This window comes from Candidatus Brocadia sp. (assembly GCA_021646415.1).
GTDB lineage: Bacteria > Planctomycetota > Brocadiia > Brocadiales > Brocadiaceae > Brocadia.
In genome coordinates, this window is record SOEU01000002.1 from 177,954 (window position 1) to 203,617 (window position 25,664).

The window sequence follows — 25,664 nt, forward strand, 5'->3', positions numbered from 1 at the left end:
AAATTTTTTTAATTAAATATCTATTAAAACGATAGAATTTGTTGTAGTTTGTTGAGACTTCCAAAAAATGGCAAATATTTTGAGAATCTGGGGTAGTTTGTTACTCCTGTTTTTTTTAATTGTTACGGGCGGTGCCTGTTCAAGGAAGATAAACGACTCTACGATTCGGGTAGGATATTTTCCGAATATCACCCATGCACAGGCCGTCGTTGGGATGGCCGATGGTACCTTTGCGGCATATCTTGGCCCTCAGATCAAGATAAAGTCAACCTTGTTTAATGCAGGACCATCTATCATTGAGGCCGTGTTTTCCGGAGATATAGACATTGCATATGTTGGACCTAGTCCTGCTATAAACGGGTATGTGCGGTCAGGTGGCAGGGCATTCAAAGTGATTTCTGGTGTGGCAAGTGGTGGTGCGTTATTTGTGGTAAGACCTGACTCTGCTATAAAAAAGGATACGGATCTTTCCGGGAAGAGGATTGCAACGCCGCAGCTTGGGAACACACAGGATATTGCCCTTCGGGGATATATCAGAAATTGTGGCTTGAAGCCAAAGGAAAATGGTGGAACGGTTAATATCCTTCCCTTGCGTAATCCTGATATTTTCAACCTTTTCATGAGAAAACAAATTGACGGTGCCTGGGTTCCGGAACCGTGGGGAACAAGACTTATTAAGCAGGCAGGTGGAGAGGTTTTTTTTGATGAAAGAACATTATGGAAAGATGGCCAGTTTAGTTCAACACTGGTGATTGTTGGAACAAATTTTTTGGAAAAACATCCCGATTGGGTCAGGCGGTGGTTGGCAGCCCATGTTAAAATAACCCGCTGGATTAACCGGCATTCCAGAAAGGCGAAGATAGTTGTTTGTGACCAGATTGAGGCACTTTCGGGAGTTAATCTCCCGAAAGAAATCATTGATGATGCCTTCTTGCGGTTTGAGATTACGTATGATCCTGTTGTCCCGTCGCTCTTTTCTTATGCAGAAATGGCGTATCATGCAGGTTTTTTGGGTGAACAAATGCCCGACTTATCAGGGCTGGTTGACTTGCGGTTACTCAATGAGGTACTCAGTGAGAGGTCATTACCTCTGGTAAGTGAACAATAGATAATTGAATTATAAGGAATTTTCATTTTAATTAGGCTGTTTGAGGGAGGCACGGGCAAAATCCTGTCCCTGTAAGTTTTGAACAGGGATTGTTTGTCCGTGTTTAACTTAAGGCTTTTTGGAGGTGGTAAACGATGTCAGAAAGCGTAGGAATTGAAAGTCTGCTGGTATTGGATCATGAAAGAGTTGATACCAAACTAGAAACATCCAGGGCGGATGGCGAAAAGCCAAATTTACGCATTCAGCACGTATCTAAATCATTTCAGTCAAAAAATGGAAGTGTTTATGTACTGGAGGACATAAATCTCGAAATCAAACAGGGGGAATTTGTATGTTTGGTTGGACCTTCTGGATGCGGGAAGACTACTCTTATGAACATCGTTGCAGGGCTTGAAAATGCAGATTCCGGAGAGGTATGGGCTAATGGTCGTAGGGTCAGTGGTGCCGGGACGGATCGGGTTGTTATATTTCAGGAAGCAGCCCTTTTCCCCTGGCTCAATGTGATAAAGAATGTTGAATTTGGTTTAAAATTAAAGGGTATGAATGGCAGGGAGCGAAGAAATATTGCCCTTGAGTATCTCAAAATGGTTCATTTGACAAAATTTCAGAATGCTCATGTACATGAACTGTCTGGTGGAATGAAGCAGCGAGTAGCAATAGCCAGGGCACTTGCGATGAATCCGGAGATGCTTTTGATGGATGAGCCCTTCTCTGCACTGGATGCACAGACGAGGTGGATACTCCATTTTGAGCTGCAGAATATATGGATGAAGACAAAGAAGACGATCCTGTTTGTTACCCACAATATTCGCGAAGCGGTATGTTTGGCGGATCGCATCTTTATCCTTTCTACTTCGCCAGGCAAGATCAAGAAGGAGTTTTTCGTTGATTTACCGAGACCCCGTGATGACAATGATGTGCATGTGGCAGAATACTCCACAAGAATCATGAAAGAGCTAAAGGCCGAGATCGATAAGGTTGTGAAATGTGAGATGGATGCGGATTCGTGCATAGAGTGTGATATAAAATGTACAACGGAAGTGCCTGCAAAGACAGATATTGGAGGAGGGATTTGAGAAATGTATAGTATACTGAAAAGGGTCATATTTTTTATCCTTCTTATAGGCCTCTGGGAACTGTTGTTTCGATGGGGGGTCTGGCCAGAATATATCCTTCCTTCTCCTGTTTCAGTATGTAAGACATTGGCCCGCAGGTTTCAAGATCAGAGCCTTCTCATTGGGATAGCGATTAGCATGAAAAGAATTGCCATTGGTTATGGAATTTCTATTGGTAGTGGCATTTTTCTGGGTTTGCTTATTGGCAGATTCCGGATTTTTGAAGAGACACTTGGTTCTCTGATTTCTGGTTTACAAACATTGCCGACCATTTGCTGGTTGCCCCTCGCCTTGCTTTGGTTTGGTTTGAACGACAGGGCAATCATATTTCTGGTTTTTATGGGTGCCGTGCTTTCTATTACGATTGCAACAGATGCGGGGGTTAAAAGTGTGCCGTCACTTTATATTCGTGCTGCAAAGACCATGGGGGCAAAAGGATTGAAGTTATATCTCGAAGTGATTATTCCGGCTGCCCTCCCGCACATCATTATAGGGATGAAGCAGGGTTGGTCTTTTGCCTGGCGTTCGTTAATGGCCGGTGAATTATTAATCGTATGCCTGGGGTTGGGACATCTTTTGATGATCGGACGAGAATTAAATGACATGAGCCAGGTCATTGCCGTAATGCTGGTAATTATTATGATCGGTATCTTAGTTGACCGGCTGTTTTTCATGAAAGTGGAAAGGCGCATACGCGAACGTTGGGGTTTGGTCAAATCTTAAGGAAGATTTTTCGACTCCGCTTGGAATGATGTTACACTGAGCGGAGTCGAAGTGTGACGAAAGGTCTCAACATCGAAATTCCTCAATAGGGCATTAGATATTAACCTCAACGGGTAGTTCCATATTTTGCATTGAAGCCTGTACTAGTGCCTCCTGGTCGATTTCATCTTCAGGCTGCTTTATCCGGTCTGCATTCCTTTCGATAAACTGCACCCCTTCAGTCCTATATTTCTTCTTTAAAGACTCACATTTTGGACAGTCAGGTGCTGTGTATATATATTTCATTCAATATTCTCCTTAAAGTACAACAAAAGTATTTCTGAAAGCAAAAATCAGTGTCGCTATTTTACTAAAAGGGACGATTCTTTCAAGAGTAATTTTCTCTGGGTTGCATGTCATTCACGGTGGCCGATTCTTGAGATAATTATTTGACTGGATAAATCCTATGTGTTATATTTCACGAAAAATTTCGAAAAAAATTTCGAAAGGATAAATTTTATGCGATTTATTGGATTACTTATTGCTGCGGCTGTGGCTGTTTGGGTGTACACGGATGCAAAAAAGAGAGGGTACAAGACACTTGCAGCTACTGGCTGGATGCTTGGTGTTTTTTTGCTGATGATTGTCTTTTTACCTATGTATTTGATTATGAGGACAAAGCAGACCAAGCAGGTAGAAATCTTAACACCGTGTAAATACTGTGGGAAATATTACGAGGGTACGCCTTTGTATTGCCCTAATTGCGGGCATAAAGTGGGTGGGTATTCATTTAAAGAGGAATAAGCTATGAATTTAAAAGAACGGGTAACGGAAGAATTAAAAAGTGCTATGAAGGCACAGGATAAATTGCGGACGTCGGTACTGCGTATGATGCTTGCCGATATCAAGATTGCAGATACATCGGGTAAACCAAAGGATCAGATCGACTATGTCGAGGTCGTTCGCGGGTATTATAAGAAACTCAAGAAGACTCGAGAAGAATATGAAAGACTACAGTTGCCGGACAAAGTAAAGGAGTTGGATGGAGAGATTGCAATTGTCGAGGAATACTTGCCAAAACAATTGTCAGATGACGAAATTAAAAAAATTGTTAACGAAGTCATTGAAACGAATAAATTTACTGTTAAAGAAATGGGTGCTGCAATGAAACTGATTATGAGCAAATATGGCAGCTCGCTGGATGGGAAAAAGGTACAAATGTACTTAAAAGAAAACCTGAAAGGTTGATGAAATTTTCCATAAAATGCTATGTACAACGAACCCTGGAAAGAACCCCTTCTGGAATTATCAGTTGATGAGCTTAAGACGGCTCAAAGCTTCATATCGGAATTGATTCAGACATTGGAGGTCTTACGGGAATCGAAGGCAGAGCCGATTGTAATCTTTCCACCCGAGAAGAATATCAATATTGATGAGCGTCGCGCTGATAAACGATTTAATATAGAAATTGAAGGGGTTTGTTCCATTGTTGAAAGAGGAGTGTCTGAGATATTCCCGGATATACCGATTCGTATAAAGGATATTTCCAAACATGGGATTCGGTTTGTTATCGGTCAACCTTTAATGCCGTCCGACATTTTAATAATAAAATTTTATCTGTCTTCTATAAAGACCTCGGGACAGCTTTATAAAAATCCTCAGAAAAAAATTTATGTGGAAGTAAGGAGGGTATTTGAGTCCATGACATCTACAGGTATTAAATACGAGATTGGTGCTCAATCTATTGAAAGTGAGAGAGTCACCGAGTTAATTAAAGAGGAAGAGAAGTATACCCTTATAAACAAGCAATTGGACGCGAAGGGTGACGTAAAGATATTAATCGTATCCATGAAAGAGGCATGGTCCAAATATCTGGAGAAAATATTGCTAAAACAGGGATACATTGTTTATGAGGCCAATAAAAAGCAGCAGGCTATTGCACTATTACGAAAGAACAAATGTGACATTGTTGTCTCGGACTTCGATACCGTCAGGATTCAAGAATTTGAGTTATTAAAGGACATTCGGGATGAGTTTCCTGATATGGGGTCAATTGTTGAAATAGAGACTATTGAAGATTGGATGCATATTTTGTCTTTTGGGGTAAGCGATTACCTGACAAAAAATTTCAGCGACAGGGAATTCAATATTATTATTGAATCGGTGCATAGAAAATTATTATACAAAAGTATGTTCGGCAGTTACTTCAGAAAGAGGCAGCAGTCCAGCCAGAATGTACTGGTACTGAGCGGGAATGAGGTTTTCAAAAAAGTTCTTTGCAACGCATCCAAAGAAAAGGGTTTAAGGTTGTATTTTGTTAATGTCGAAGAACATGCAACTGCTACTCTGAAGAGATATAAAATTGATTTTGTTCTTGTGGATACCGATGTTACGGGTTTAGATGGATGCCGATTCCTTACGACCGTAAAAAAGAATTTTCCCCATATTATGACCATCGTGGCTTCTAAAAATCTTCAGAAACGGTGTGATTTTTTGGTGAGTGGCGCTGACTGCTTTCTCGTTGAGCCGATTGCAGCAAAGGAAATACTCTCACTTGTGGGTTGATGATGTCTCTCGCTCTACACAGCCACAGCATTATTTTGTTAAAAATAACAAAGCGGGAAATCTATGGCGCGAAAAAAGAATACAGGATCGAATTCGAAACCCATCGAACAGTATGAACACAAAGATAAAAAGCGACTCAACAACCCGCCCGTAGGCCTGGTGGATGCACACACCGATAATGGCGGGCAAAAAAAGAAAAAATACCAATACGACCCTCACCTTGACCCGCAACTGCAATGGGCAGGCAAGGCAGAGCATACCAGCTTTGAAGTACCTACCGTAAGCCTGCATGTGCACGAACGCTTAGATCCGCGGCGAATAATTGAAACCGTAAAAATGTCCCCCGCTGGCGGGGGTGCAGGGGGTGGACGGCAACTGAGTTTGTTTGAAGATCACAAGAAACCCCTGCGTGAAGCCATTGAGTTTTACAAACACAAAGAAGATTGGAGCAATCGTCTCGTAGCGGGCGATAGTCTGCTCGTGATGAACTCTTTGCTGGAAAAAGAAGGCATGGGCGGCAAGGTGCAGATGATGTATTTCGACCCGCCTTACGGTATTAAATATGGTAGCAACTTTCAGCCCTTTGTGAACAAGCGGGATGTGAAAGACGGCAAGGATGAAGACCTTACAGCCGAACCGGAAATGATAAAAGCCTTTCGCGACACTTGGGAACTGGGCATACACAGCTACCTTACCTATTTGCGTGACCGTTTGCTTTTAGCCAGAGAACTGCTGCACGAAAGTGGCAGCATCTTTGTGCAGATCAGTGATGAGAATGTCCATCATGTGAGGGAATTGATGGATGAAGTGTTTGGCACTGATAATTTTCTTTCAATTATATGTTTCTCAAAAGCAGCTGGTGGTTTAAGAGCGGTAAATCGGGTAGGTAATACCTTGGATTATATTATTTGGTATGCTAAAGATGTATCATCTATTAAATACAGACCTCTATACGAGAAAAAGGATGACCCAATTCAATCTGGATATACAATGCTTGAAAAAGAAAATGGTGACAGGCGTCCAATGACTGTTGAGGAAAAAAATAAATCAATACCTCTACCAAAGGGGTCTAAACCATTTATGACAGTATTGATGACCAAACCTGGGCCAGGTTCTAAATTTAAAGTGGAGTATCAAGGTAAGACTTATGATTCTGGAAATAGATGGTGGGGAACAACTCCTGAAGGGATTCAAAATGTTATAAAAGCAAAGAGAATTACAGCGACGGGTAATAGTATCCGCTTTATCACATATTTTGATGATTTTCCTTACAGAGCTTTAACAAATCTATGGTCCGGTTTTGGGGGTGCAGCAAATCCAGTTTATGTTGTTCAAACAAATAAGGAAGTTGTCCAACGTTGCCTCCTAATGACCACCGACCCCGGTGATCTTGTCCTCGATATCACCTGCGGTAGTGGTACAACAGCATTTGTAGCCGAGGATTGGGGGAGGCGGTGGATCACTTGCGATACTTCAAGGGTTTCCATCACACTTGCCAAGCAACGCTTAATGATGGCAAGTTTTGATTACTACGAACTGGCACATCCGAATGAAGGCGTCGGAAGCGGCTTCAAATACAAGACCGTTCCGCATATCACTTTAAAAAGCATTGCCAACAACGAACCTCCGGCACAGGAAACCTTGTATGACCAGCCGTTTATAGATAGTAAACGATTACGGGTAACCGGCCCATTCACGGTTGAGGCAGTCCCTGCACCGGTGGCGAAATCATTCGAAGAATTCCACCCCCTTAGTCCCCCGCCAGCGGGGGATACCAATGTCCCCCTCACGGAGGGGGATGCAGGGGGAGGACTTACCGCCGACACCTCGATAACCCGCACCGGTGAAACCCTTCGTCAAAGCAATTGGCGTGACGAACTGCTGCGTGCAGGTGTAAGGGCAAAAGGCGGCAAGCTGATTGAGTTTACTAGAGTAGAGCCGTTAAGCGGCACACGATATTTACAGGCAGAGGCAGAAACAAAACTGTCCCCCTCTGGAGGGGGTAGGGGGGAGGAGTCGCCAAAACGCGTACTGGTCTGCTTTGGCCCGGAACATGCCCCATTAGAGCAACGGATGGTGGAACTGTCATTGGAAGAAGCCATGCACCTGAAACCCAAACCACAAATGATTTTATTCTGCGCCTTCCAGTTTGATGAAGAAGCCGCAAAAGACATTGATGAAACCAACTGGCCCGGAGTTACACTCCTCAAAGCCCAAATGAATGCCGACCTGCTCACTGATGACTTAAAAAAGAAACGCAGCAGCAACGAAAGTTTCTGGCTCATTGGTCAACCGGATGTGAGCCTCCGCAAAGTGTCCCCATCTGGTACGAACAAACAGAAAGCAATATCCCCCTCTGGAGGGGGCAAGGGGGAGGAACTCTACCAGGTCGAAGTTCATGGCTTTGATTATTACAACCCCAAAACAGGGAGAGTGGAAAGCGGCGGCAAAGGTGACATTGCCATGTGGATGCTCGATACCGATTACGATGGCCGCAGTCTATTCCCCTCTCAGGTATTCTTCCCCATGGCAGGAGACAAAGAAGGCTGGGCACTCTTAGCCAAGAACCTGAAAGCCGAGATTGATGAAGAAAAAATAGAGGCATTCAGAGGAACCGTATCTTTGCCTTTTATCCCGGGCAAGGCAGTGGCAGTGAAGATTATTGATGCAAGGGGGATTGAGAGTTTAAAGATTATCCGCCCCTGATGTCCTCCGCTGGCGGAGGTGTCACGAAGTGACGGAGGTGGTGTCACTCCGCAGACGGTAGATGCCAATTTCCCTCATAGTGTGAGAACACGTATGTCCCCCTCTGGAGGGGGGAAGGGGGGGAGGACAATGAAAGCCGACGAAACCAACAATTACACCTACAATAAAAATCTGCAGCCTTTCGCAAACAGATTACGTACAGAAATGACAAAGGCTGAGGCATGTTTGTGGAAATATGTACTAAGGGCAAGGCAAATGAAAGGGTATCAATTCAGAAGACAAAGACCAGTTATGAACTACATAGCTGATTTTATGTGCAAAAAATTGAAACTGATAATCGAAGTGGACGGATCAACGCATCATTGGGAAGAAACGGCTGTAAAAGATTTGAAGAAGGAAAAAGATCTGATAGATGCAGGATTTAAGGTGTTACGGTTTACAGACGAAGAAGTATTAAAGTGCATTGAAGGTGTGAGAGAAAGTATTGCTTCATCTGTTCAGGAAATAGAGCAATCCACCCCCTTACTCCCCCGCCAGCGGGGGACAACTGAGTAAGAACCATGAAAAATATTGACAATCTCATCATCAATTCCCCTTATGAAGAACCACAGCAGTGCGGTTGGGTCAAGCGCAACGGACTCAACACATATCTTTTAATTATGATGGAAGAGGACAAATGGAAGATAGAAGGGCTGGGGGAGAGGTTCTGTAGGGACGGGGGAAGAGGAATAATGATAAAAATATCAAAAACAAGACCCTGCCCCCGTTCTGGAAGCCTATTCCGATCTTGGGGTTGCCTATTATGATAAAGGTAATAAGGGGAGGGCAATCTCTAATTTTCAAAAGGCTTGCGATATGAGATATGAATCAGGCTGTAGGAATTTGCAAAAGGCTTTAGAAAACCGGTAGCGGTGTGAATTTCTTTAAGGTTTACCTATTCGGCTTTAATTTGAGAATTTGTAAAAGGTTTTTAAAAACAGCATTACTTGCATTACGGAGACCAGTAATTAATAAAATGCCATCTTATCGCTGGAGAACAAGGCTGAAAATTCGGCCTTCACTGCGCTCACCAGAAATAATCAATGGCTACAACTTTGAAGTTCAGAATGGGGAGACATTCGTTACTATTGAATATGAAACTCCATCATTTGACTCAAAACTACCGGATAGTCGTAGCGATGAATACGCTGATCAAACTATAGCAAGGCAACATGCAGACAGAATTCGGAACATGATGTTGGCTCGTATGATTTATATGCGTGTACCGGAGATTCTCCGAATAGATATAGTCTCAAGTCCTGAGCTACTCACTCGCGATGAAGTTGTTGCTGCCGGCGTTCACAAGCGTCGCCCTGTAGCAAAATCCTTTGATTATAGTTGGGCAATACTTGATGTCGGGCAAACGTTATCAGAGAGCCAGATTTTCTGGAGTACAGGCTTCACCAAAAAGAGCGCTAAACACGAAGAAGACTTACTACGCATTGCGGATTGGGCAGTAAGAGCCGAGGAGGAATCCTCGCATTATAAGAGATTCATCATGAGATGGATTGCGTTCAACGGTTTGTATGGATTGTATGATGCTATAAATGGCAGATTGCAGGCAAAGGAAAAGGAGAAATTTGAAAAGATGCTTGACGGATTGCTTGCTAATAATGCCGATGCGATAGTTCGTGGGCTTGGTAATAAGCTTGATTCTCTTGAAACATACGGTATTACATCCGTATCAGGTCAGACTAATTATAGCTCGAACCTTGCTCAAGAAAGAAGAAAACCAGCCCCAAATCCACTCGAAGTGATAAAACTTGCCACATTATGTATTTATGGGATTCGGAAAGAAGTTTTTCACGAAGCTCCTGAGCCTGATGATATCGAGGCGCGATGCAAGACTGCCGACCATGTGCTGAGCCAGATTGTAATGACCTGTTTGAAGAATTTTGTTAATTATTGAACAAGGGAATATCTAGGAAATAAAAGGGAGAAGCAGCTTTTTTCTAAATGAAGGCGAAAAAATGACATTGGGAAATTATGGAAAAGAAGATAACGATAAAAGAAAGTAAAGATAGATGCGGGTTTGTGTCTCCACTTGAGTTTAGTGATGATTTTTCAGAAGTTGAAAAGACAAATATATTAAATCTCTATTTTCAGGAAATGGTTCGTGCCTTGATAGAAAATAAAAGCGAGAAGGAATTTTTTGAATCTATCAAGAACATATTGAGGTCAAGCAAGTATACCGTCATGCAGTCCGTGAGCGTAACACTCTCATATAGTTGGAATATACTTGGCCCTTTACCTGAAATGATGATGTATAGTGCTTCAGAACTTCTCAAAGAAAATTATGTTTGGCCCCCAAACTTGGCGGCTGCAATAATATTTTGCATAAATGCACTTGAGATATCTGTAAATATAAAGTTAATCAGTAGATTTAATGCAATGGGTAGAGCAGATAAGGTAAAATTGGTTGAGGATGATAGAAGCCTGTCTTTGGAAGATAAGTTTTCTTGGCTTTTAACTGATGCCTTTAATTCCTCTTTAAAAGGACAAAGTACATTATGGCAGTGGTTTCATAATATTAAAATAATGAGAAATGAAATTATACATCGAAAGAAAGATTCAGATGGAACAGACATGGTTTTAAAAAAGGGTAATGTCGTACATAGACTTGATGAGGTATTTGTTAAAAATGCTATAGAGAATACTCAAAAAATATTGACCTTTTTAGAAAAGTTATAAATCACAGTTATAGATGTTTTCGAAATGAGAGCAATCGGGGACGGGTTCAGATATTTTTTTAGGTGAAGAAAATAGAATCATAGAAAGTGGGGTTTCATGTCAGAAGACAAGGTTATGCATGGTTAAACGGGACGGTTCCATTTGCTAGGCTGCTGCACCATTGAAAGCTGCTTTGAAGCATTGAACGTTATGCTCGTTGTAGGAATGGAAGGAACGGATGGGAACAGTGAAAAAAATAACAGAGGTGATTATGGAAACAAGGACTGAATATGAAAAGATGATTCTTAAGGAAGTTCGGGAAATGCCTGGCGAGGTGCTTATGGGTTTTATAACCGAAGATACCAGGTCACAATAATCTTATGGGAAGGGAGAAATAGCTGATGGGAAGAAAAAGCCATATAGAATTGCCAAAAGACAAGATTGCCGATTTTTGCAGGAAATGGAAGATTCGGGCATTTTCCATTTTTGGGTCGGTATTGAGGGAGGACTTCCGTCCGGACAGTGATATTGATGTGCTTGTAACCCTCTCGGAAGAGGCAAACAATACCCTGTTTGACCTTGTTCATATGAAAGAAGAACTTGAGCAGATTTTGGGAAGAGGGGTTGATTTGGTCAGCCGCCGGGGCATAGAATCCAGCAGAAACTATCTCCGCAAAGAGGCTATTTTAGGAACAGCAGAGACCATATATGCAGAGAGATAGGGCCTACATGCTCGATATCATTGAGGCAGCAAAACTTGCCATCGTTGGTCAAATCCCTTGAAGAAATTATAAAATAATTGGAAGGGAGAAATAGCAGATGGGAAGGAAAAGTCATATAGAATTGCCGAAAGACAAGATTGCCGAATTCTGTAAGCGGCACCATATACGCAAGCTGTCGCTGTTCGGTTCCTGCCTGCATGGCGATTTTGGGCCGGATAGCGATATAGACCTTCTCGTTGAGTTTGAGCCGGACCATATTCCAGGTCTCATAACCTTATCAGGCATGGAGATTGAATTAAGTGAAATCATCGGACGCAAAGTAGACTTGAGGACACCGGAAGATTTAAGCCGCTATTTCCGCAAGGAGGTAGTCGAATCGGCAGAGGTGCAATATGTGCAGTAAAGAAGATATTGTGCGAATCAACAAGAGAACTTAGGACAATGGAGGAAATTATGGAAACAAGGACTGAATATGAGAAGATGATCATTAAGGAAGTCCGGGAAATGCCTGGAGAGGTACTTCCTCAGGTTGTGAAGATTATTCACTCCTTAAAGGAGAGTGTTCTTTCTGTAAAAATGCCTCATAAAAAGGGTAAGGCCAAAGGAAGCGGTCTCTGCGGTATTTGGAAGGATGAGCGCTCGGCGGCAGAGATAATTAAGGATATCCGTTTGCGCAGGACAGGATTCGGCGGTAGAAAGGTGGCACTGTGAACTATCTCCTGGATACCGATACCTGCATATACTGGCTTAAAGGCAATGAAGATATTGAAGAAAGGGCATTAAAGGTCGGCCTTTCGAAAATATTCATCTCTTTCATCACCTTAAGCGAACTCTAAAGAATATCCGTGAAAACTATAGATAAGCTCATCATCAATTCCCCTTACGAAGAACCAAAGCAGTATTGGGAATACATAAGAGATACACGGGAATTCGTCAAGCAGGACGGCAGAAGGCCCGCTGGGTATATTGTGGCTTCCGAAAGTTCCAGATCGTTTGATGACCCCGGAACTTTTATTGAAATTAAGTTGGTCAATACAATTCGCCCGAGGGTGAAGAAGTGGAGAGAAGACGGCTATCCAGGAGTTACGGGGATTACAAAGAGGCTGCTGCAACACTGGCAAGACCCGGAAGAACGTAAAGACCGGAGGTTTTTCTTTTGTCAGTTAGAGGCCATTGAAACACTGATATGGCTTACTGAAGCGCCGGAAGCAGACCGCACGGGCATTGACATCCCAGGTGACGGTGGGGCATTTTCGCGATGGTGCAGCAAGATGGCTACGGGTTCTGGTAAAACGATTGTCATGAGTATGCTTATTGCGTGGCAAGTCCTGAATAAAGTAGCTAATAGTAAAGACCCACGTTTCTCTAAAAATATTTTGGTTGTTGCACCGGGTTTGACAGTTCGTAATCGTTTATCGGTATTGAATCCCTTCGACAAGCAAAATTACTTTGAAGATTTTAATATCATTCCATCGGGTTTGATGGAAGCACTCCGGCAGGGAAAGGTAAAAATCATTAACTGGCACACCCTTGCCTGGGAGAGTGAAGAAAGATTGGCAAAGAAGAAGACCGTTGACAAACGGGGCGCCAAAAGTGACGAGGCATATGTGCGGGATGTGCTGGAAGATATGGCAAATGCAACAAAGCTTGTCGTTATCAATGATGAAGCACACCATGCCTGGCGTATTCCGGCAGAAAGTAAAATTAAAGGCGTAAAGAAAGAAGATATTGAAGAAAGCACTGTTTGGGTAGGTGGACTGGACAGGATTCACAGGGCAAGGGGAATCATCCGGTGTTTTGACTTATCGGCAACACCATTTGCCCCATCAGGCAAAAAAGCAACTGAAGAGGCATTGTTTCCCTGGATTGTCAGCGATTTCGGTTTGAATGATGCGATTGAGTCAGGCCTGGTAAAAACGCCGAGGGTTGTAATCCGTGATGATGCCAATGTAGATGCGAATCTGCGTTCACGGCTCTATCACATTTACATGGATGCTACGGTAAAAGATGACATTAACCAAAAGGCAGAAGAAAACGTGCCTCTTCCTGACCTCATCAAAAATGCCTATCTGCTTTTAGGTAAAGACTGGAAGGCCGCTAAAGACGGTTGGGAAAAGGCTGGGCATAAAATTCCACCGGTGATGATAACCGTAGCAAACACCACGTACACATCAGCCCGCATCAAATATGCCTTTGATCACGATGCCTTTTTACTATCCGTTGCCGGGTTGGGAGATTTGTGCGATCAAGAGAAAACATTGCAGATTGACAGCAGGATTCTTGATAAAGCAGAAGCTGAAACAGAATCTATAGATGTCATTCCGAGCGAAAGCGAGGAATCTCAGGATGAAGATTCTTCGGCTATGCTTCAGAATGACAAAAAGAAATCAACCAAAAAACAACAGGCTGAATTATTAAGAAAAACGGTTGATACCGTTGGCAAGATCGGAGAACCCGGTGAGCAAAAACAAAATGTGATTTCCGTAGGTATGCTCAGCGAAGGTTGGGATGCTAAAACAGTTACTCACATCATGGGCTTACGGGCATTTAGCAGCCAGCTATTGTGCGAACAGGTGGTAGGCCGTGGTTTGCGGAGAACTTCTTACGATGTAGGAAAGGACGGTTTATTTGAGCCTGAGTATGTGAATATCTTCGGTGTGCCTTTCACATTCATACCTCATGAGGGAACCGACGGGCCTCCCCCACCGCCTCCACCCCCAAAAACCAGGATTGAACCTGTTAAAGAAAAAGCGGAACACAAAATTTCATTCCCTAACATCCTGAGGATTGACCATGTTTACAAACCGCAACTCTCTCTTAACCTGGAAAAGGTCAAACCGCTTGAACTTGATCCATATGAATCAATCACAGAGGCAGAGTTGGCAGCAATTATCGTGGGGAAACCAAATCCTGCGGCGCTTACAGAGATTGATTTGAAAGAAATCGGTGAAAAATTCCGTATGCAGTCCATCATTTTCAGAATTGCATCCTCGATTTACAACTCAGAGAAGAAACCAGACTGGAAAGGAAGCAAGGAAACGTTTTTGATTCAACTTATTGGAATTATTGGGCGATTCATTTATTCGGATAAAATCAGGATAAAAAATCCATTATTCAATGAGGATGAAGTAAGAAAGAGAATCCTGATTATGCTTAATATGAACAAGGTCATTCAACATATCTGGAATGAACTACGTGCAGAGAATACGACACAACTCACACCGGTTTTTGACAAGGAACATCCCATCCGTTCGACTGCTGATGTACGCACATGGTGGACAAGCAAACCGTGTGAGGATTTTGAGAAAACCCATATCAACTTTACCGTTGTTGACAGTAAAATGGAATTTCTTGAGGCAAGAACCATCAACGATTGCGAGTTTGTAGAATCATTCGTAAAGAACGACCATTTAGGTTTCACCATTCTTTACAACTACCAGGGAATTATCAGAAGATATTTTCCAGACTTTATTATCAAATTGAAGAATGGAGAACGTCTCATCCTTGAAACCAAAGGACAAGATAGCGAACAGAATAAAACCAAGAGGGCATTTTTAGATGAATGGTGCAGAGCAGTGAATCATCATGGTGGTTTTGGCAAATGGATTGGGGCAGTATCATTTGACCCGAATGACCTTAATAAGATCATAAGCGATGCTGTAAGTAAATGAAAAAAGGCGAAATGGACAAGGTATTAGCCCAGCATTAGGGCTTTACCAAGGAAGAATCGAACTTTATCATTAATTACACATTGAATATAGCGCGGATTTAGAATAAGGCGCTGAGGAATCAAATTTTTAAAATAATAGAAAAAAGTAGCTGGAGAGATAACTATAATAATTTGAAAATTAGAGGTATGAACCATGAATGCAATAAAAGGCATATTAAATAATCATCATGCAATCACCATAACTAAAAAAACGGTAGCCTTTATTTTTGGCTATTTCGTAAGCATTCATGATATTTTCCCTTCCCGCAAAGGCGCAAACCAGCATGAGCAGCGTGGTCTTGGGAAGGTGAAAATTCGTGAGCAGGACATCGACATATTTAAAATTGTAAGGAGGATAGATAAATAAATTTGCCCAACCAGAAAATCGTGGTGTTTTATCAGTCTTGGCGATTGTCTCAAGAACACGGCAGGAAGTGCTTCCTACAGCGACTACACGCCCGTTTTGTTCCCTGGTCTTTTGTATTCTTTGAATGATTTCATGGGGGCATTCATAATATTCTTTATGCATGCGGTGGTCCCGGATATCGTCTGTTTTGACAGGTAAAAATGTACCTGTTCCCACATGTAAGGTAACAAATTCTATTTCTATTCCGTTTTGCTTTATCTTCTCAAGGATGTTTTGACTAAAGTGCAAACCAGCCGTAGGGGCGGCAATCGCCCCTTCTTTTTGAGCAAACACAGTCTGATATCGTTCTCTATCTGAATCTGACGGGGATGAATCTTCGTGCTTATTGCGTTTTATATAGGGTGGTAATGGCATTTTCCCGATTCGACCCAGGAGCTCTTTTATGGCATATTTTCTGTCAAATTCAATAAGCCACGAACCATCTTCTGCTTTATCGAGCAGCTTTGCAAGGATTATGTTATTCCCAATATAAATCTCTTCGCCTATTTTTAATTTAGCATTTGATTTAATTAGTGCCTTCCATTGGTTTTTTCCTATCTCCTCAGTAAGTAATAATTCAAGAAAAGCACCACTGATTTTTTTCCCTGTTATAAGTGCAGGTATTACCTTTGTATTGTTCAGGACTAATAAATCTCCAGGGTAAAGATATTCGGTAATTTCGCGAAATTTACGATGCTCAACCTTGCCGGTATTTTTATGCAATATCAGCAGTCTCGCATCTTCACGGTTTCCCGATGGTTGCTGCGCGATTAATTCCCAAGGAAGATGGTAATTGTAGTCAGATATTTTGGTAGAAAATTTAACTGGTTTAGATACGGTAACATTCATTCGCTTGTCTGAAAGATCATAACATGTTTTGGAAATATAATCAAGTTGTATAAATGTTATAAATTGAAAAATAGTATTCTAAAATATTTACATATTTTAGAGAAAAGTCTTCCGGGGATCACAGCACCATATATGGTATTCTTTCGTTGAAATGTTACAATAATTTGGATACTAAGGATATACCGTTAACTGTGATTAAAAAGGGCAATAAAAATATTTCTTGACAATTTAATAAAAAAGTTTATTGTCATAGCCGATAGTGGTATCGAGTGGTGAAAAGTGGGGAATCAAAATGTTCACCGGTGAGTACCATCATACGATTGATGACAAGAATAGACTGGCCATACCAGCCTCTCTTCGTGATAGCATTGATATGGAGAAGGAAGGTAAGGGGTTTTTCATAACTCGAGGACTCGATACATGTCTGTTCATGTACACACCCAAGGTATGGCAGAGTGTCGTCTTTAGGATTGAACAACTCTCTTTTACGAATAAAAAGGCGCGGCAGTTCCAGCGCCTTTTCTTTTCCAAAGCACAGAAAATTCCCGATTGTGACCAGCAAGGACGTATACTGATCCCGCAGTATTTAAAAGAAATTGCCAAGATCCAAAAGAATGTGGTGATTGTAGGAGTAAGTAGCCGGATTGAGATCTGGGATGAAAAAGCCTGGAAAGACTTTGAGTCTGAACATAACAAGGGATTCGAAGAGATCGCAGAAGATTTGTTCCAATTGGGTTTCCCTTCCACTGAGGTAGGGCAAATACAGCCTCCGCCGTTATAAAAGTTAGGTGAAATGGATAATACGATAAATAACCTTCTTCACGAACCTGTGATGGTTGAAGAAGTGTTAGATTACCTGTGTCCGCAACCGGGACAAATCATTCTAGATGGTACTGTGGGAAACGGAGGGCACGCAAGCAGAATTATGAACAAAATAAGCCCGGATGGCTTGTTAATTGGCATTGATAAGGACATGGAAATTTTGCAGATAGCAAAACAATATTTATCGAAAAGAGAATGTTCTTTTAAACTCTACCATGCGGATTATTCCGATGTTGACGAAGTGTTGCGGCAGGCAGGTGTTGATATGGTTCATGGTGTGTTACTTGATTTGGGAGCATCTTCTTTGCAGTTTGATCAGGCGGATCGGGGTTTCAGTTTCTCAAAAGAGGGTCCGCTGGATATGAGAATGGACCGATCTCGGGCGGGTACTGCTCAAGATTTAATCCAGAGACTTTCTGAAAAGGGATTGGAAGAATTATTGAAAAGATATGGGGAAGAGAGGTGGTCAAGAAGGATTGCACGGGCTATACGAAAAGAAGTAGAGGCGGTAGGCATTACTTCGACGAGACAACTGGCTTCTGTAATTGAACGGGTTGTCCCGAGAGGGAAAAGCAAAATTCATCCTGCAACAAGGGTATTCCAGGCGCTGAGGATAGCTGTAAATAAGGAGATGGAAGGTTTAGAGGTTTTTTTGGATAAGATTCATCACTACATGATAGTGGGTGCTCGTATTGTGATTATAAGTTTTCATTCTCTTGAGGACCGGATCGTAAAGAATAAATTTGTAGAAAGGGCGAACCAGAAGATATTCAAGATACTCACGAAAAAGCCTGTAACTCCCACTGTGGTTGAGATAGAAAGAAATGTTCGGTGCAGGAGCGCAAAACTAAGATCAGCAGAAAGGATTTAATATGGGTGTGTCGAGGATATTGGTAATGTTTGTCATTGCAATTGCAATGGCCGTGTTTGTGGTGTGGGAGAGAAATAAGATTATAGAGATAGGGTACCAGGTGGCTAAACTGCAAAGGAATTGTGATGAGTTATCGGAAACGAATAGAAAACTGAACTATTATGTCGGTCGGTTAAAAAAGCCTGAAAATATTGTCTCTAAGGTGCAGTCATTAAAGCTACCTCTTATTCTTCAAGAGGATTTATCAGGAACAATGGTGGCTGGTCAAATAAAACTGAAAGAGAAGACGATGAAGGGGAACCAGAATAAGGATTTATATACCCAAAAGAGACCGTTATTAAATTGTTGCTCGCTGCATTATTAAATTTCTCCGTATCCAGGCAGCTAAAAGCCATCTCCTGCTGATGACAGTTATCTAAGGAGTCTGCCCCCTAACTGCAATATGAAAGGTTGCTTTTCATGCATTGTAAAGCAATTGTTTTTTCCGGTTCTGTTAAGCCCTCCTCCCGGATGCTTTCGGGGCAAAGATGTTTTTGTCTCGAAAGCGTCCGTAAAAATTTGTTTGTTAAATGATTATAGGGGTTTCATAAATACCTTTATGGAATTGTCAACGTGATGCCTTTAAAAAAACACAAATTTTGGGCGAATATAACAGGCATTTTTCTCATTGGAATTTTTATCGCGCTAGCTGTTCATCTAGGGCGTATTCAGCTCGTTGAACATGACAAATACCTTAAACTTGCGAAAGTGCAACAATGCAAAAAAATTGAATTGCCTGCGAGAAGAGGTGCCATCTTAGACAGGAATGGAAGCAAGCTCGCCGAATCTTTGCAAGTTGGTTCTGTTTATGCCGACCCCGCTGAAATTGAAGATGCCTCTTCGGTAGCATATCATTTGAGCAAGGTACTGAAACTTAACTCATCAAAAATAGTCAAACTGCTGAGTAAAGATAAACGGTTTGTTTGGATTAAACGGAAGGTTAGTGATGAAGAACTTGGTGCGGTTGCAAAATTGTCTTTAAAAGGGGTTTACATAAAACATGAGTATCACCGTTTTTATCCCAATGAACAGCTAGGCAGTCATATTCTTGGATTTACCAACATTGACGAGAGGGGACTCGAGGGGATCGAACGGTCGTTTGATAATATACTGTCCGGGAAATCAGGATATAAATTGATTGCTCAGGATGCATTGCAACGCCAGATTATAACGCCGGATGCAGAAGTACAATTGCCACGTCATGGGAATAATGTTGTATTGACGATTGATGCTAATATTCAGCATATTACTGAGGAAGAATTGGAAATTGCCCGGAAAAAATGGAAACCCTTCTCCGCAACGGCGATTGTTATGGATCCAATGACAGGTGAAGTATTGGCCATGGCCAACTATCCTACGTTTGATCCGAATCATTTCAAAAAATATTCTCCAAATGCCAGAAGAAACCTAGCTATTACCGATTATTATGAGCCTGGTTCGTTAATGAAACCCCTTGTGATTTCAGGTGCGTTTGAGCATGGTCTGGCAAGACCAGATGATGTGTTTTTTTGCGAAAATGGTTGTGGTAAAATAGAAGGGAGAATACTGCATGATACCCATAAATATGGGAATCTTACTGCTTCTGAAATTGTTGCTCATTCGAGTAATATAGGAATGGCCAAGATTGGTATACTTATGGGGAATGAAAAGATGCACCAATATCTTCGGCAATTCAATTTTGGAGAAAGAACAGGAATAGAATTGCCGGGGGAGATAGGTGGTATCTTTCGTCCTTTGAAACAGTGGTCAAGAAAATACTCCCTGATATCTGTTTCCATAGGTCACGAGATAGCAGTTACCCCCCTCCAGTTTATTACGGCTTTTTGTAGCATTCCAAATGGTGGACTGTTGCTCAGACCAAAAATTGTAAAATCAATAATAAAAAATGGAAATCAAACAGGAGAAGAACTTCAGTCTCTGCAACTAGTCAGGCGTGTAATGAGTGCAAACGTTGCGCGAAATATAATGAATCCCATACTGATGAAGGTTATTACAGAAGGCACAGGGAGAAATGCAAACCTGTTGGAATACGATGTTGCTGGAAAAACGGGTACGTCACAGAAGATTCATGGTGAAGGGGGACGATACTCCCATGAAAAATATGTGGGCTCTTTTATTGCCTATGCTCCAGCAGAGCGCCCCCGTCTCTGTGTGTTAGTTATGATTAATGAACCACAGAATGGTGAATATTATGGCGGCACTGTAGCAGCCCCCGTTGTAGGAGAAATCATGAGACGATCCCTAGTTTATCTTGGTGTGGAACCCTCGGGATTTAAAATGGCAATGCAATAGTTGTATCTTATGGATATTCTACGGAAAGGAGGTTAATAGTACCTCGATGGCTTGAAAAAACATGAGATTGTGTGATAAAGTATTTTCATGTCCTGCTATGTTATGGGCAGAGTTGAGGAGGGAAAGATGACACAAAAAGAAATTGAAAAACAGAATTTCATCTTGTGGTACAGTTTGTATGCTACTGAAAAAGAGCTTGAAATGGCCCGAACTCATAATCGGGAAATCCTGGATAGGCTTTTAAAGGAATATGCTGAGGAAGTAGATAAGGTTAACAGAACGAGGCATTTATACGAACGGATTGTCCAAGCAAAAGGGAAGAAAACGCAGGGCTTTGATGCGACACTGAAAATAAACTGTTTTTCACGTTAGAAAAGCAAGGGGATTTTACAGAAAGCAAAGAAACGGTCTATGAAATTGAGTGAACTCTGTTCTTGTTTGAAAGATCAGCAATATTGTGATTTTGTGGAAAAGGAAGTGTGTGGGATAACACATGATTCACGCAAAATAAAAAGGGGTTATCTGTTTGTTGCCATTAAAGGTCATAGGGTGGACGGACATGATTTTATTATCGGCGCAATAGAGAAAGGAGCTGTCGCCCTTGTTGTAGGGGAAAAAATCGATCTGACTTCACGAATACCCCAGATCATTGTGTCAAATACACGCTATGCCCTTGCGGCACTGAGTTGCCGTTTTTATGGCGAACCTTCTTCCCACATGACAGTGGTCGGTATTACTGGAACAAACGGTAAAACAACCACTTCGTATCTTACGAAATCAATCATTGAGGCTTCTGGGAATAAGGCGGGACTGATTGGCACAATTCAATACCAGATAGGGGAAAGGGTTTTGCCGGCACAGGAAACAACTCCTGAGTCAGTTGAAATACAGAGTTATCTCTGTGAAATGCTTAAATCCGGTATAAAATACGCAATAATAGAAGCATCCTCACACGCCCTCTCTCAGCACCGATTGGATGGGGTTCGTTTTAGTTCCGCAATCTTCACGAATTTATCCATCGAGCATCTTGACTATCATGTAAATATAAGGAATTATAGAACAGAAAAATTGAAACTAATAAAAGGATTAGGTGCACAGGCGTTTGCCATCCTGAATGCCGATCACAATGCGAGTAAGCATTTTGCCGAGCGCACAAAGTCACAAGTGGTTTGGTATGGTATAAAGAAAAAAAATGCGGATGTGACAGCCGAAATAATACATATGGATGCAGATGTAACAAGACTTTTACTTAATTCCCCCTGGGGGAAAATATTTATTAACATAAAATTGGCAGGTAAACATAATATTTATAATGTGTTGGCAGCGGCTGCAAATGCTTTGGCACTGGGCTTAAAAATTGACACAATAAAAATGGGTATTGAATCGCTAAGTGTAGTACCTGGTCGTCTGGAAAAAATTGACTGTGGACAGGATTTTCATATCTATATTGACTTTGCCCACACACATCAAGCGTTGCAGGTTGTTCTGAGCACCCTGCGGGAGATAACGGCAGGGCGTATTATACTGGTCTTTGGATGTGGCGGAGACAGGGATAGAAAAAAAAGACCCAAGATGGGGCATATTGCAGAGAAATACTCAGACCTTTTCTGGATAACAAGTGATAATCCCCGTTCCGAAGACCCTCATAGTATTATACAGGAAATTCAAAAAGGCATAAGGAAGCAAGGTTGTTTCCGGGTGCAGGCCGATAGGAAAATTGCCATCGGAGAGGCTGTTTCAGAAGCAAAAAAGGGTGACGTTGTAATTATTGCAGGAAAAGGTCACGAACAATATCAGATATCAAAAGGTACCATAATTCCCTTTGACGACCGTGAGATTGTAAGGCAAATCTTACAAGACAATATGGTATCACATATTTAAATGGGTAAAACAACAGAATGGAAGTGTTATCTCTTGCTGAAGTGGTAAATGCGGTCTGCGGGCATATAGTATGCGCCGATAAAAGTACAAAGGTAAAAGGTATATCCACTGATAGCCGAAATATCCAGAAAGGCGATTTGTTTTTTGCGCTCAAAGGAGAGCGGTTTGATGGTCATCAGTTTATTACGCAGGCAATGAATGCCGGAGCAATAGGCGCAGTTATTTCAAGTGAAATGAAACTGGATTTTGGACGCGAGAATATTCCAATAATTCGGGTAAAGGACGTAGTAACGGCTTTGGGTGACCTGGCAAAGTATTATCGCCAAAAATTGGAAACGAAAATTATCGGGATTACGGGGAGTAATGGCAAGACTACTACGAAAGAGATGACATATCACTTATTGTCTCGTTTTGGTTCTGCAGTAAAATCACAAAAAAGTTTTAATAATTTTATTGGGGTACCGGTAACGATATTTGAAATAGAAAATAGACATCGATACGGCGTGCTTGAAATGGGTACAAATGCCCTTGGAGAAATTCGGCGTTTATCTGAAATTGGTGTCCCTGATGTTGCTGTAATTGTTAATGTTTCAAAAACGCATCTTGAAGGTCTTGGAAGTATTGAAGGGGTTGCTTTGGCAAAGGGGGAAATAGTAAAAAATCTCCGGAAAGACGGAGTATTCGTGTATAACGCTGATAATCCATGGTGTGTTAAGATTGCCAGCGGATTCGGGGGGAATGCGGTAAGTTTTGGTTTTAATCCTCAAGCATCTGTACGCTGTACTGACGTAAAGAAAAAATACAGGGGTTATGTTTTCGTAATTAATGGAAACCTTGAGATTTATTTTCCAATTCCGGGGTATCATAATATTCATAACTGTTTAGCATCATTTGCGGTGTGCCATGCACTGGGGCATAACATTTACGACCTAAAAGATGCCTTTTTTTCCTTCATACTACCCCAAATGAGGATTGAGCAACAGCGCATTGGAAATATTACATTCATTAACGATGCGTACAATGCAAATCCTGCGTCTGTGCATGCGGCCCTGGAATATCTGAATGAAATTGATACAACGGGGAGAAAGGTGTTTATTTGTGGAGATATGCTGGAGTTAGGAGATGAGTCTTTTCTGTTACACAGAGAAATTGGGGAAACAGTGGCTCATCACAATATTGATTTGTTATGGACGGTAGGAGAACGTGCATCTGAAATTGCAAAGGCTGCAAAATTGTCAGGGATGCCTGAAAAACGAGTCGTTAGCTTCAAGGATGTTACGGACATTACAGTATCCGAAATGCATGAACTGCGAGAAAATGATATGGTATTAATCAAAGGTTCCAGAGGTATGCATATGGAAAATATTATTGAGAAGTTCAGGAAATTTTCATAAAGCGTTTATGAATCCATAGTTGTTTTTGATAAGGAAACAATATGATGGATAAACGGAAAAGGGTGTTGTTGGTAGAAAGAGATAATATCCTTTCTTACAGCATACGAAATATACTAAAAAAAGATATATATGATGTGGATTTTGCTTTTGATGCTAAAGAAGCACTTGCAAAAATTCAAAATACTATAACAGATCTGGTCTTATTTGATTGCGATTCTTTAGGGGTAAAGATATCTGAATTCATTTCTTTAATGAGAGTCTCTGCCGGTAACATACCGGGTATGATGGCAGTGATAAATAGTACGGATGGCTTCTGTTGCCTCAATTATACCCGGCTGGCAGTAGATGATGTGATCACCAAACCACTGAATTTGAGTGAATTACAATACCGTGTCTATCGAATTCTTGAGCAGAAGAGTGGTGTAAGATTATTCGATACAAACAAATCTGACTCTGAAACGATTCTGGAAATGTTAAAAACCGCATCCTCTACGCAAAGTAGCAAGGAAATTCTGCATACCATTGTTAAAAAAATTGCTGTCCTTACGGATGCTACTTGTTGTTCTGTCTTCCGTGTGGCTTGTACTGAGAAATTTGCCAGGTTAATAGCTTCTCATAATGTCCGGGACATACATTCCGAAATAATGCTCGACAATTATCCAGAGATAAGGAAAGCATTGGAAATTAAAGATACAGTAATTGTCCGCTCTATTTTTCATAATCCAGTAATGAAGAACGCACAGGAGCAAATAAAGTCTCTGAAGGATAACACAAGTATTGCTATTCCTATTCTATTGAAAGAAAATGTCATCGGAATCCTTTTCTTAAGAAGTATTCGAGAGGATAAATTCTTCAATGAAAGTACACTAAAGTTTTTGAAAGCGGTGGCATATATTATTGCGAATATCCTCGATAATGCCTTTCTTTCTGAAAATTTAGAGTCTACGAGATTGCAATTGACGCAATCTGAAAAATTAAGGACAGTGGTTGAATTAGCTACTGGTGTAGTACACAATTTTAATAATGTACTGAGCGGTATTCTCGGTCATATCCAAATGTTACTTTCCCGGAATGTCGATGCTGCAATTTGTGAACGTTTGCAAACTATTGAAAAACTGGTATTAGACGGAAGCGATGCCGTGAGAAGGGTCCAGGAATTTACAGGAATTTGTACTTCAAAGGATTTTACCACAATCAATATCAACGAGATTGTAAATGATGTCGTTAGAATGACGGAGCCAAAATGGTCTGGAGGCTCAAATAATACTGGAATAACGTTACGGCTTGACATTGATTCTGCAAAAACTCCTATGGTAGAAGGAAACGTTTCGGAATTAAGAGAGGTTTTTACCAATATCCTGTTTAACGCTGTTGATGCCATGCCCAATGGAGGAAAACTCACGATTCAAACAAGGACGAATAGGGGGCGCGTTTCTGTTTGTTTCTTTGATACGGGTGAAGGTATGTCTAAAGAAACAAAGAAGAAGGTATTTGACCCGTTTTTTACGACAAAAGGATCCAAGGGTATGGGATTGGGGATGAGTGTTGCATATGAAATAATTAATAGACACAACGGTCAAATTATTATTGATAGCGAGCTTGGTGTTGGCACTATTGTTACGGTGCAATTTCCCGTATCCAAAAAACTCATGAGGAAAACGGAGAATACATCCTATCTTAAAAAGGGTGGAAAAACAAAGATACTTCTCCCGGAAAATAATGTGGTTGCTGTGGATGCTCTGGCTGAGAATTTCGTAAATTAAAGACTATTAAA

Annotated in this window: 25 protein-coding genes; 23 read left to right on the forward strand and 2 right to left on the reverse strand. The window is 41.4% G+C overall.

Features of this window, described 5'->3' with window-relative positions:
• The first annotated feature begins 67 nt into the window (after positions 1-67).
• From E3K36_02560 to E3K36_02570, 3 genes are all read left to right on the forward strand, one after another.
• Complete coding sequence (locus E3K36_02560; GenBank protein ID MCF6154137.1) at positions 68-1,108, forward strand: ABC transporter substrate-binding protein; 1,041 nt, start codon at positions 68-70, stop codon at positions 1,106-1,108.
• A 134-nt stretch (positions 1,109-1,242) separates the two neighbouring features.
• Entirely contained in the window at positions 1,243-2,184 is a 942-nt protein-coding gene (locus E3K36_02565; GenBank protein ID MCF6154138.1) for an ABC transporter ATP-binding protein, read from the forward strand.
• A 177-nt stretch (positions 2,185-2,361) separates the two neighbouring features.
• Positions 2,362-2,946, forward strand: coding sequence for an ABC transporter permease (locus E3K36_02570; protein ID MCF6154139.1), 585 nt, complete (start codon positions 2,362-2,364; stop codon positions 2,944-2,946).
• 93 nt (positions 2,947-3,039) lie between these two features.
• Here the strand turns inward: E3K36_02570 and E3K36_02575 are convergent, their stop codons facing one another.
• On the reverse strand, positions 3,040-3,231 hold the full coding sequence (locus tag E3K36_02575) for a hypothetical protein (protein ID MCF6154140.1): 192 nt from the start codon (positions 3,229-3,231) through the stop codon (positions 3,040-3,042).
• A gap of 213 nt (positions 3,232-3,444) precedes the next feature.
• On the opposite strand from E3K36_02575, the gene E3K36_02580 reads away from it, so the two are divergent.
• From E3K36_02580 to E3K36_02635, 12 genes are all read left to right on the forward strand, one after another.
• Entirely contained in the window at positions 3,445-3,729 is a 285-nt protein-coding gene (locus E3K36_02580) for a hypothetical protein (protein MCF6154141.1), read from the forward strand.
• A gap of 3 nt (positions 3,730-3,732) precedes the next feature.
• Entirely contained in the window at positions 3,733-4,173 is a 441-nt protein-coding gene (locus E3K36_02585) for a GatB/YqeY domain-containing protein (GenBank protein MCF6154142.1), read from the forward strand.
• Between the two features lie 21 nt (positions 4,174-4,194).
• Positions 4,195-5,490: a response regulator gene (locus E3K36_02590; protein ID MCF6154143.1), complete on the forward strand. Its 1,296-nt coding sequence runs from the start codon at positions 4,195-4,197 to the stop codon at positions 5,488-5,490.
• 63 nt (positions 5,491-5,553) lie between these two features.
• Positions 5,554-8,196, forward strand: coding sequence for a site-specific DNA-methyltransferase (locus E3K36_02595; GenBank protein ID MCF6154144.1), 2,643 nt, complete (start codon positions 5,554-5,556; stop codon positions 8,194-8,196).
• 129 nt (positions 8,197-8,325) lie between these two features.
• On the forward strand, positions 8,326-8,751 hold the full coding sequence (locus E3K36_02600) for a DUF559 domain-containing protein (protein ID MCF6154145.1): 426 nt from the start codon (positions 8,326-8,328) through the stop codon (positions 8,749-8,751).
• 5 nt (positions 8,752-8,756) lie between these two features.
• On the forward strand, positions 8,757-9,002 hold the full coding sequence (locus E3K36_02605; protein MCF6154146.1) for a hypothetical protein: 246 nt from the start codon (positions 8,757-8,759) through the stop codon (positions 9,000-9,002).
• A 209-nt stretch (positions 9,003-9,211) separates the two neighbouring features.
• A complete protein-coding gene (locus tag E3K36_02610; protein ID MCF6154147.1) occupies positions 9,212-10,144 on the forward strand; it encodes a hypothetical protein in 933 nt (310 codons plus the stop codon).
• A gap of 77 nt (positions 10,145-10,221) precedes the next feature.
• Entirely contained in the window at positions 10,222-10,926 is a 705-nt protein-coding gene (locus tag E3K36_02615; GenBank protein ID MCF6154148.1) for a hypothetical protein, read from the forward strand.
• A gap of 380 nt (positions 10,927-11,306) precedes the next feature.
• Positions 11,307-11,627: a nucleotidyltransferase gene (locus E3K36_02620; GenBank protein MCF6154149.1), complete on the forward strand. Its 321-nt coding sequence runs from the start codon at positions 11,307-11,309 to the stop codon at positions 11,625-11,627.
• A 97-nt stretch (positions 11,628-11,724) separates the two neighbouring features.
• The gene (locus tag E3K36_02625; protein MCF6154150.1) at positions 11,725-12,030 is read left to right on the forward strand and encodes a nucleotidyltransferase; all 306 of its coding nucleotides are present in this window, start codon (positions 11,725-11,727) and stop codon (positions 12,028-12,030) included.
• Positions 12,031-12,080: 50 nt separating this feature from the next.
• Positions 12,081-12,338 carry a hypothetical protein gene (locus E3K36_02630; protein MCF6154151.1) on the forward strand — a complete coding sequence of 86 codons (258 nt, stop codon included), beginning with the start codon at positions 12,081-12,083 and terminating at the stop codon, positions 12,336-12,338.
• Between the two features lie 128 nt (positions 12,339-12,466).
• Positions 12,467-15,298 carry a type III restriction endonuclease subunit R gene (locus E3K36_02635; protein ID MCF6154152.1) on the forward strand — a complete coding sequence of 944 codons (2,832 nt, stop codon included), beginning with the start codon at positions 12,467-12,469 and terminating at the stop codon, positions 15,296-15,298.
• Positions 15,299-15,511: 213 nt separating this feature from the next.
• On the opposite strand, the gene queA is transcribed toward E3K36_02635, so the two are convergent.
• Positions 15,512-16,591, reverse strand: a complete 1,080-nt coding sequence (gene queA, locus E3K36_02640; GenBank protein ID MCF6154153.1) for a tRNA preQ1(34) S-adenosylmethionine ribosyltransferase-isomerase QueA — start codon at positions 16,589-16,591, stop codon at positions 15,512-15,514.
• A 292-nt stretch (positions 16,592-16,883) separates the two neighbouring features.
• Between queA and mraZ the strand changes: the two genes are divergently transcribed.
• The 8 genes from mraZ to E3K36_02680 all read left to right on the forward strand — a co-directional run bounded on the left by mraZ (position 16,884) and on the right by E3K36_02680 (position 25,653).
• Entirely contained in the window at positions 16,884-17,372 is a 489-nt protein-coding gene (gene mraZ / locus E3K36_02645) for a division/cell wall cluster transcriptional repressor MraZ (protein MCF6154154.1), read from the forward strand.
• A gap of 12 nt (positions 17,373-17,384) precedes the next feature.
• A complete protein-coding gene (gene rsmH, locus E3K36_02650; protein MCF6154155.1) occupies positions 17,385-18,284 on the forward strand; it encodes a 16S rRNA (cytosine(1402)-N(4))-methyltransferase RsmH in 900 nt (299 codons plus the stop codon).
• A 1-nt stretch (position 18,285) separates the two neighbouring features.
• Entirely contained in the window at positions 18,286-18,648 is a 363-nt protein-coding gene (locus E3K36_02655; GenBank protein MCF6154156.1) for a hypothetical protein, read from the forward strand.
• 248 nt (positions 18,649-18,896) lie between these two features.
• Positions 18,897-20,615, forward strand: a complete 1,719-nt coding sequence (locus E3K36_02660) for a penicillin-binding protein 2 (GenBank protein MCF6154157.1) — start codon at positions 18,897-18,899, stop codon at positions 20,613-20,615.
• 126 nt (positions 20,616-20,741) lie between these two features.
• Entirely contained in the window at positions 20,742-20,987 is a 246-nt protein-coding gene (locus E3K36_02665; GenBank protein MCF6154158.1) for a hypothetical protein, read from the forward strand.
• A gap of 39 nt (positions 20,988-21,026) precedes the next feature.
• Complete coding sequence (locus E3K36_02670) at positions 21,027-22,496, forward strand: UDP-N-acetylmuramoyl-L-alanyl-D-glutamate--2,6-diaminopimelate ligase (GenBank protein MCF6154159.1); 1,470 nt, start codon at positions 21,027-21,029, stop codon at positions 22,494-22,496.
• Positions 22,497-22,513: 17 nt separating this feature from the next.
• Positions 22,514-23,890 carry a UDP-N-acetylmuramoyl-tripeptide--D-alanyl-D-alanine ligase gene (locus E3K36_02675; protein MCF6154160.1) on the forward strand — a complete coding sequence of 459 codons (1,377 nt, stop codon included), beginning with the start codon at positions 22,514-22,516 and terminating at the stop codon, positions 23,888-23,890.
• A gap of 41 nt (positions 23,891-23,931) precedes the next feature.
• On the forward strand, positions 23,932-25,653 hold the full coding sequence (locus E3K36_02680) for a response regulator (GenBank protein ID MCF6154161.1): 1,722 nt from the start codon (positions 23,932-23,934) through the stop codon (positions 25,651-25,653).
• The last annotated feature ends 11 nt before the right edge of the window (positions 25,654-25,664 follow it).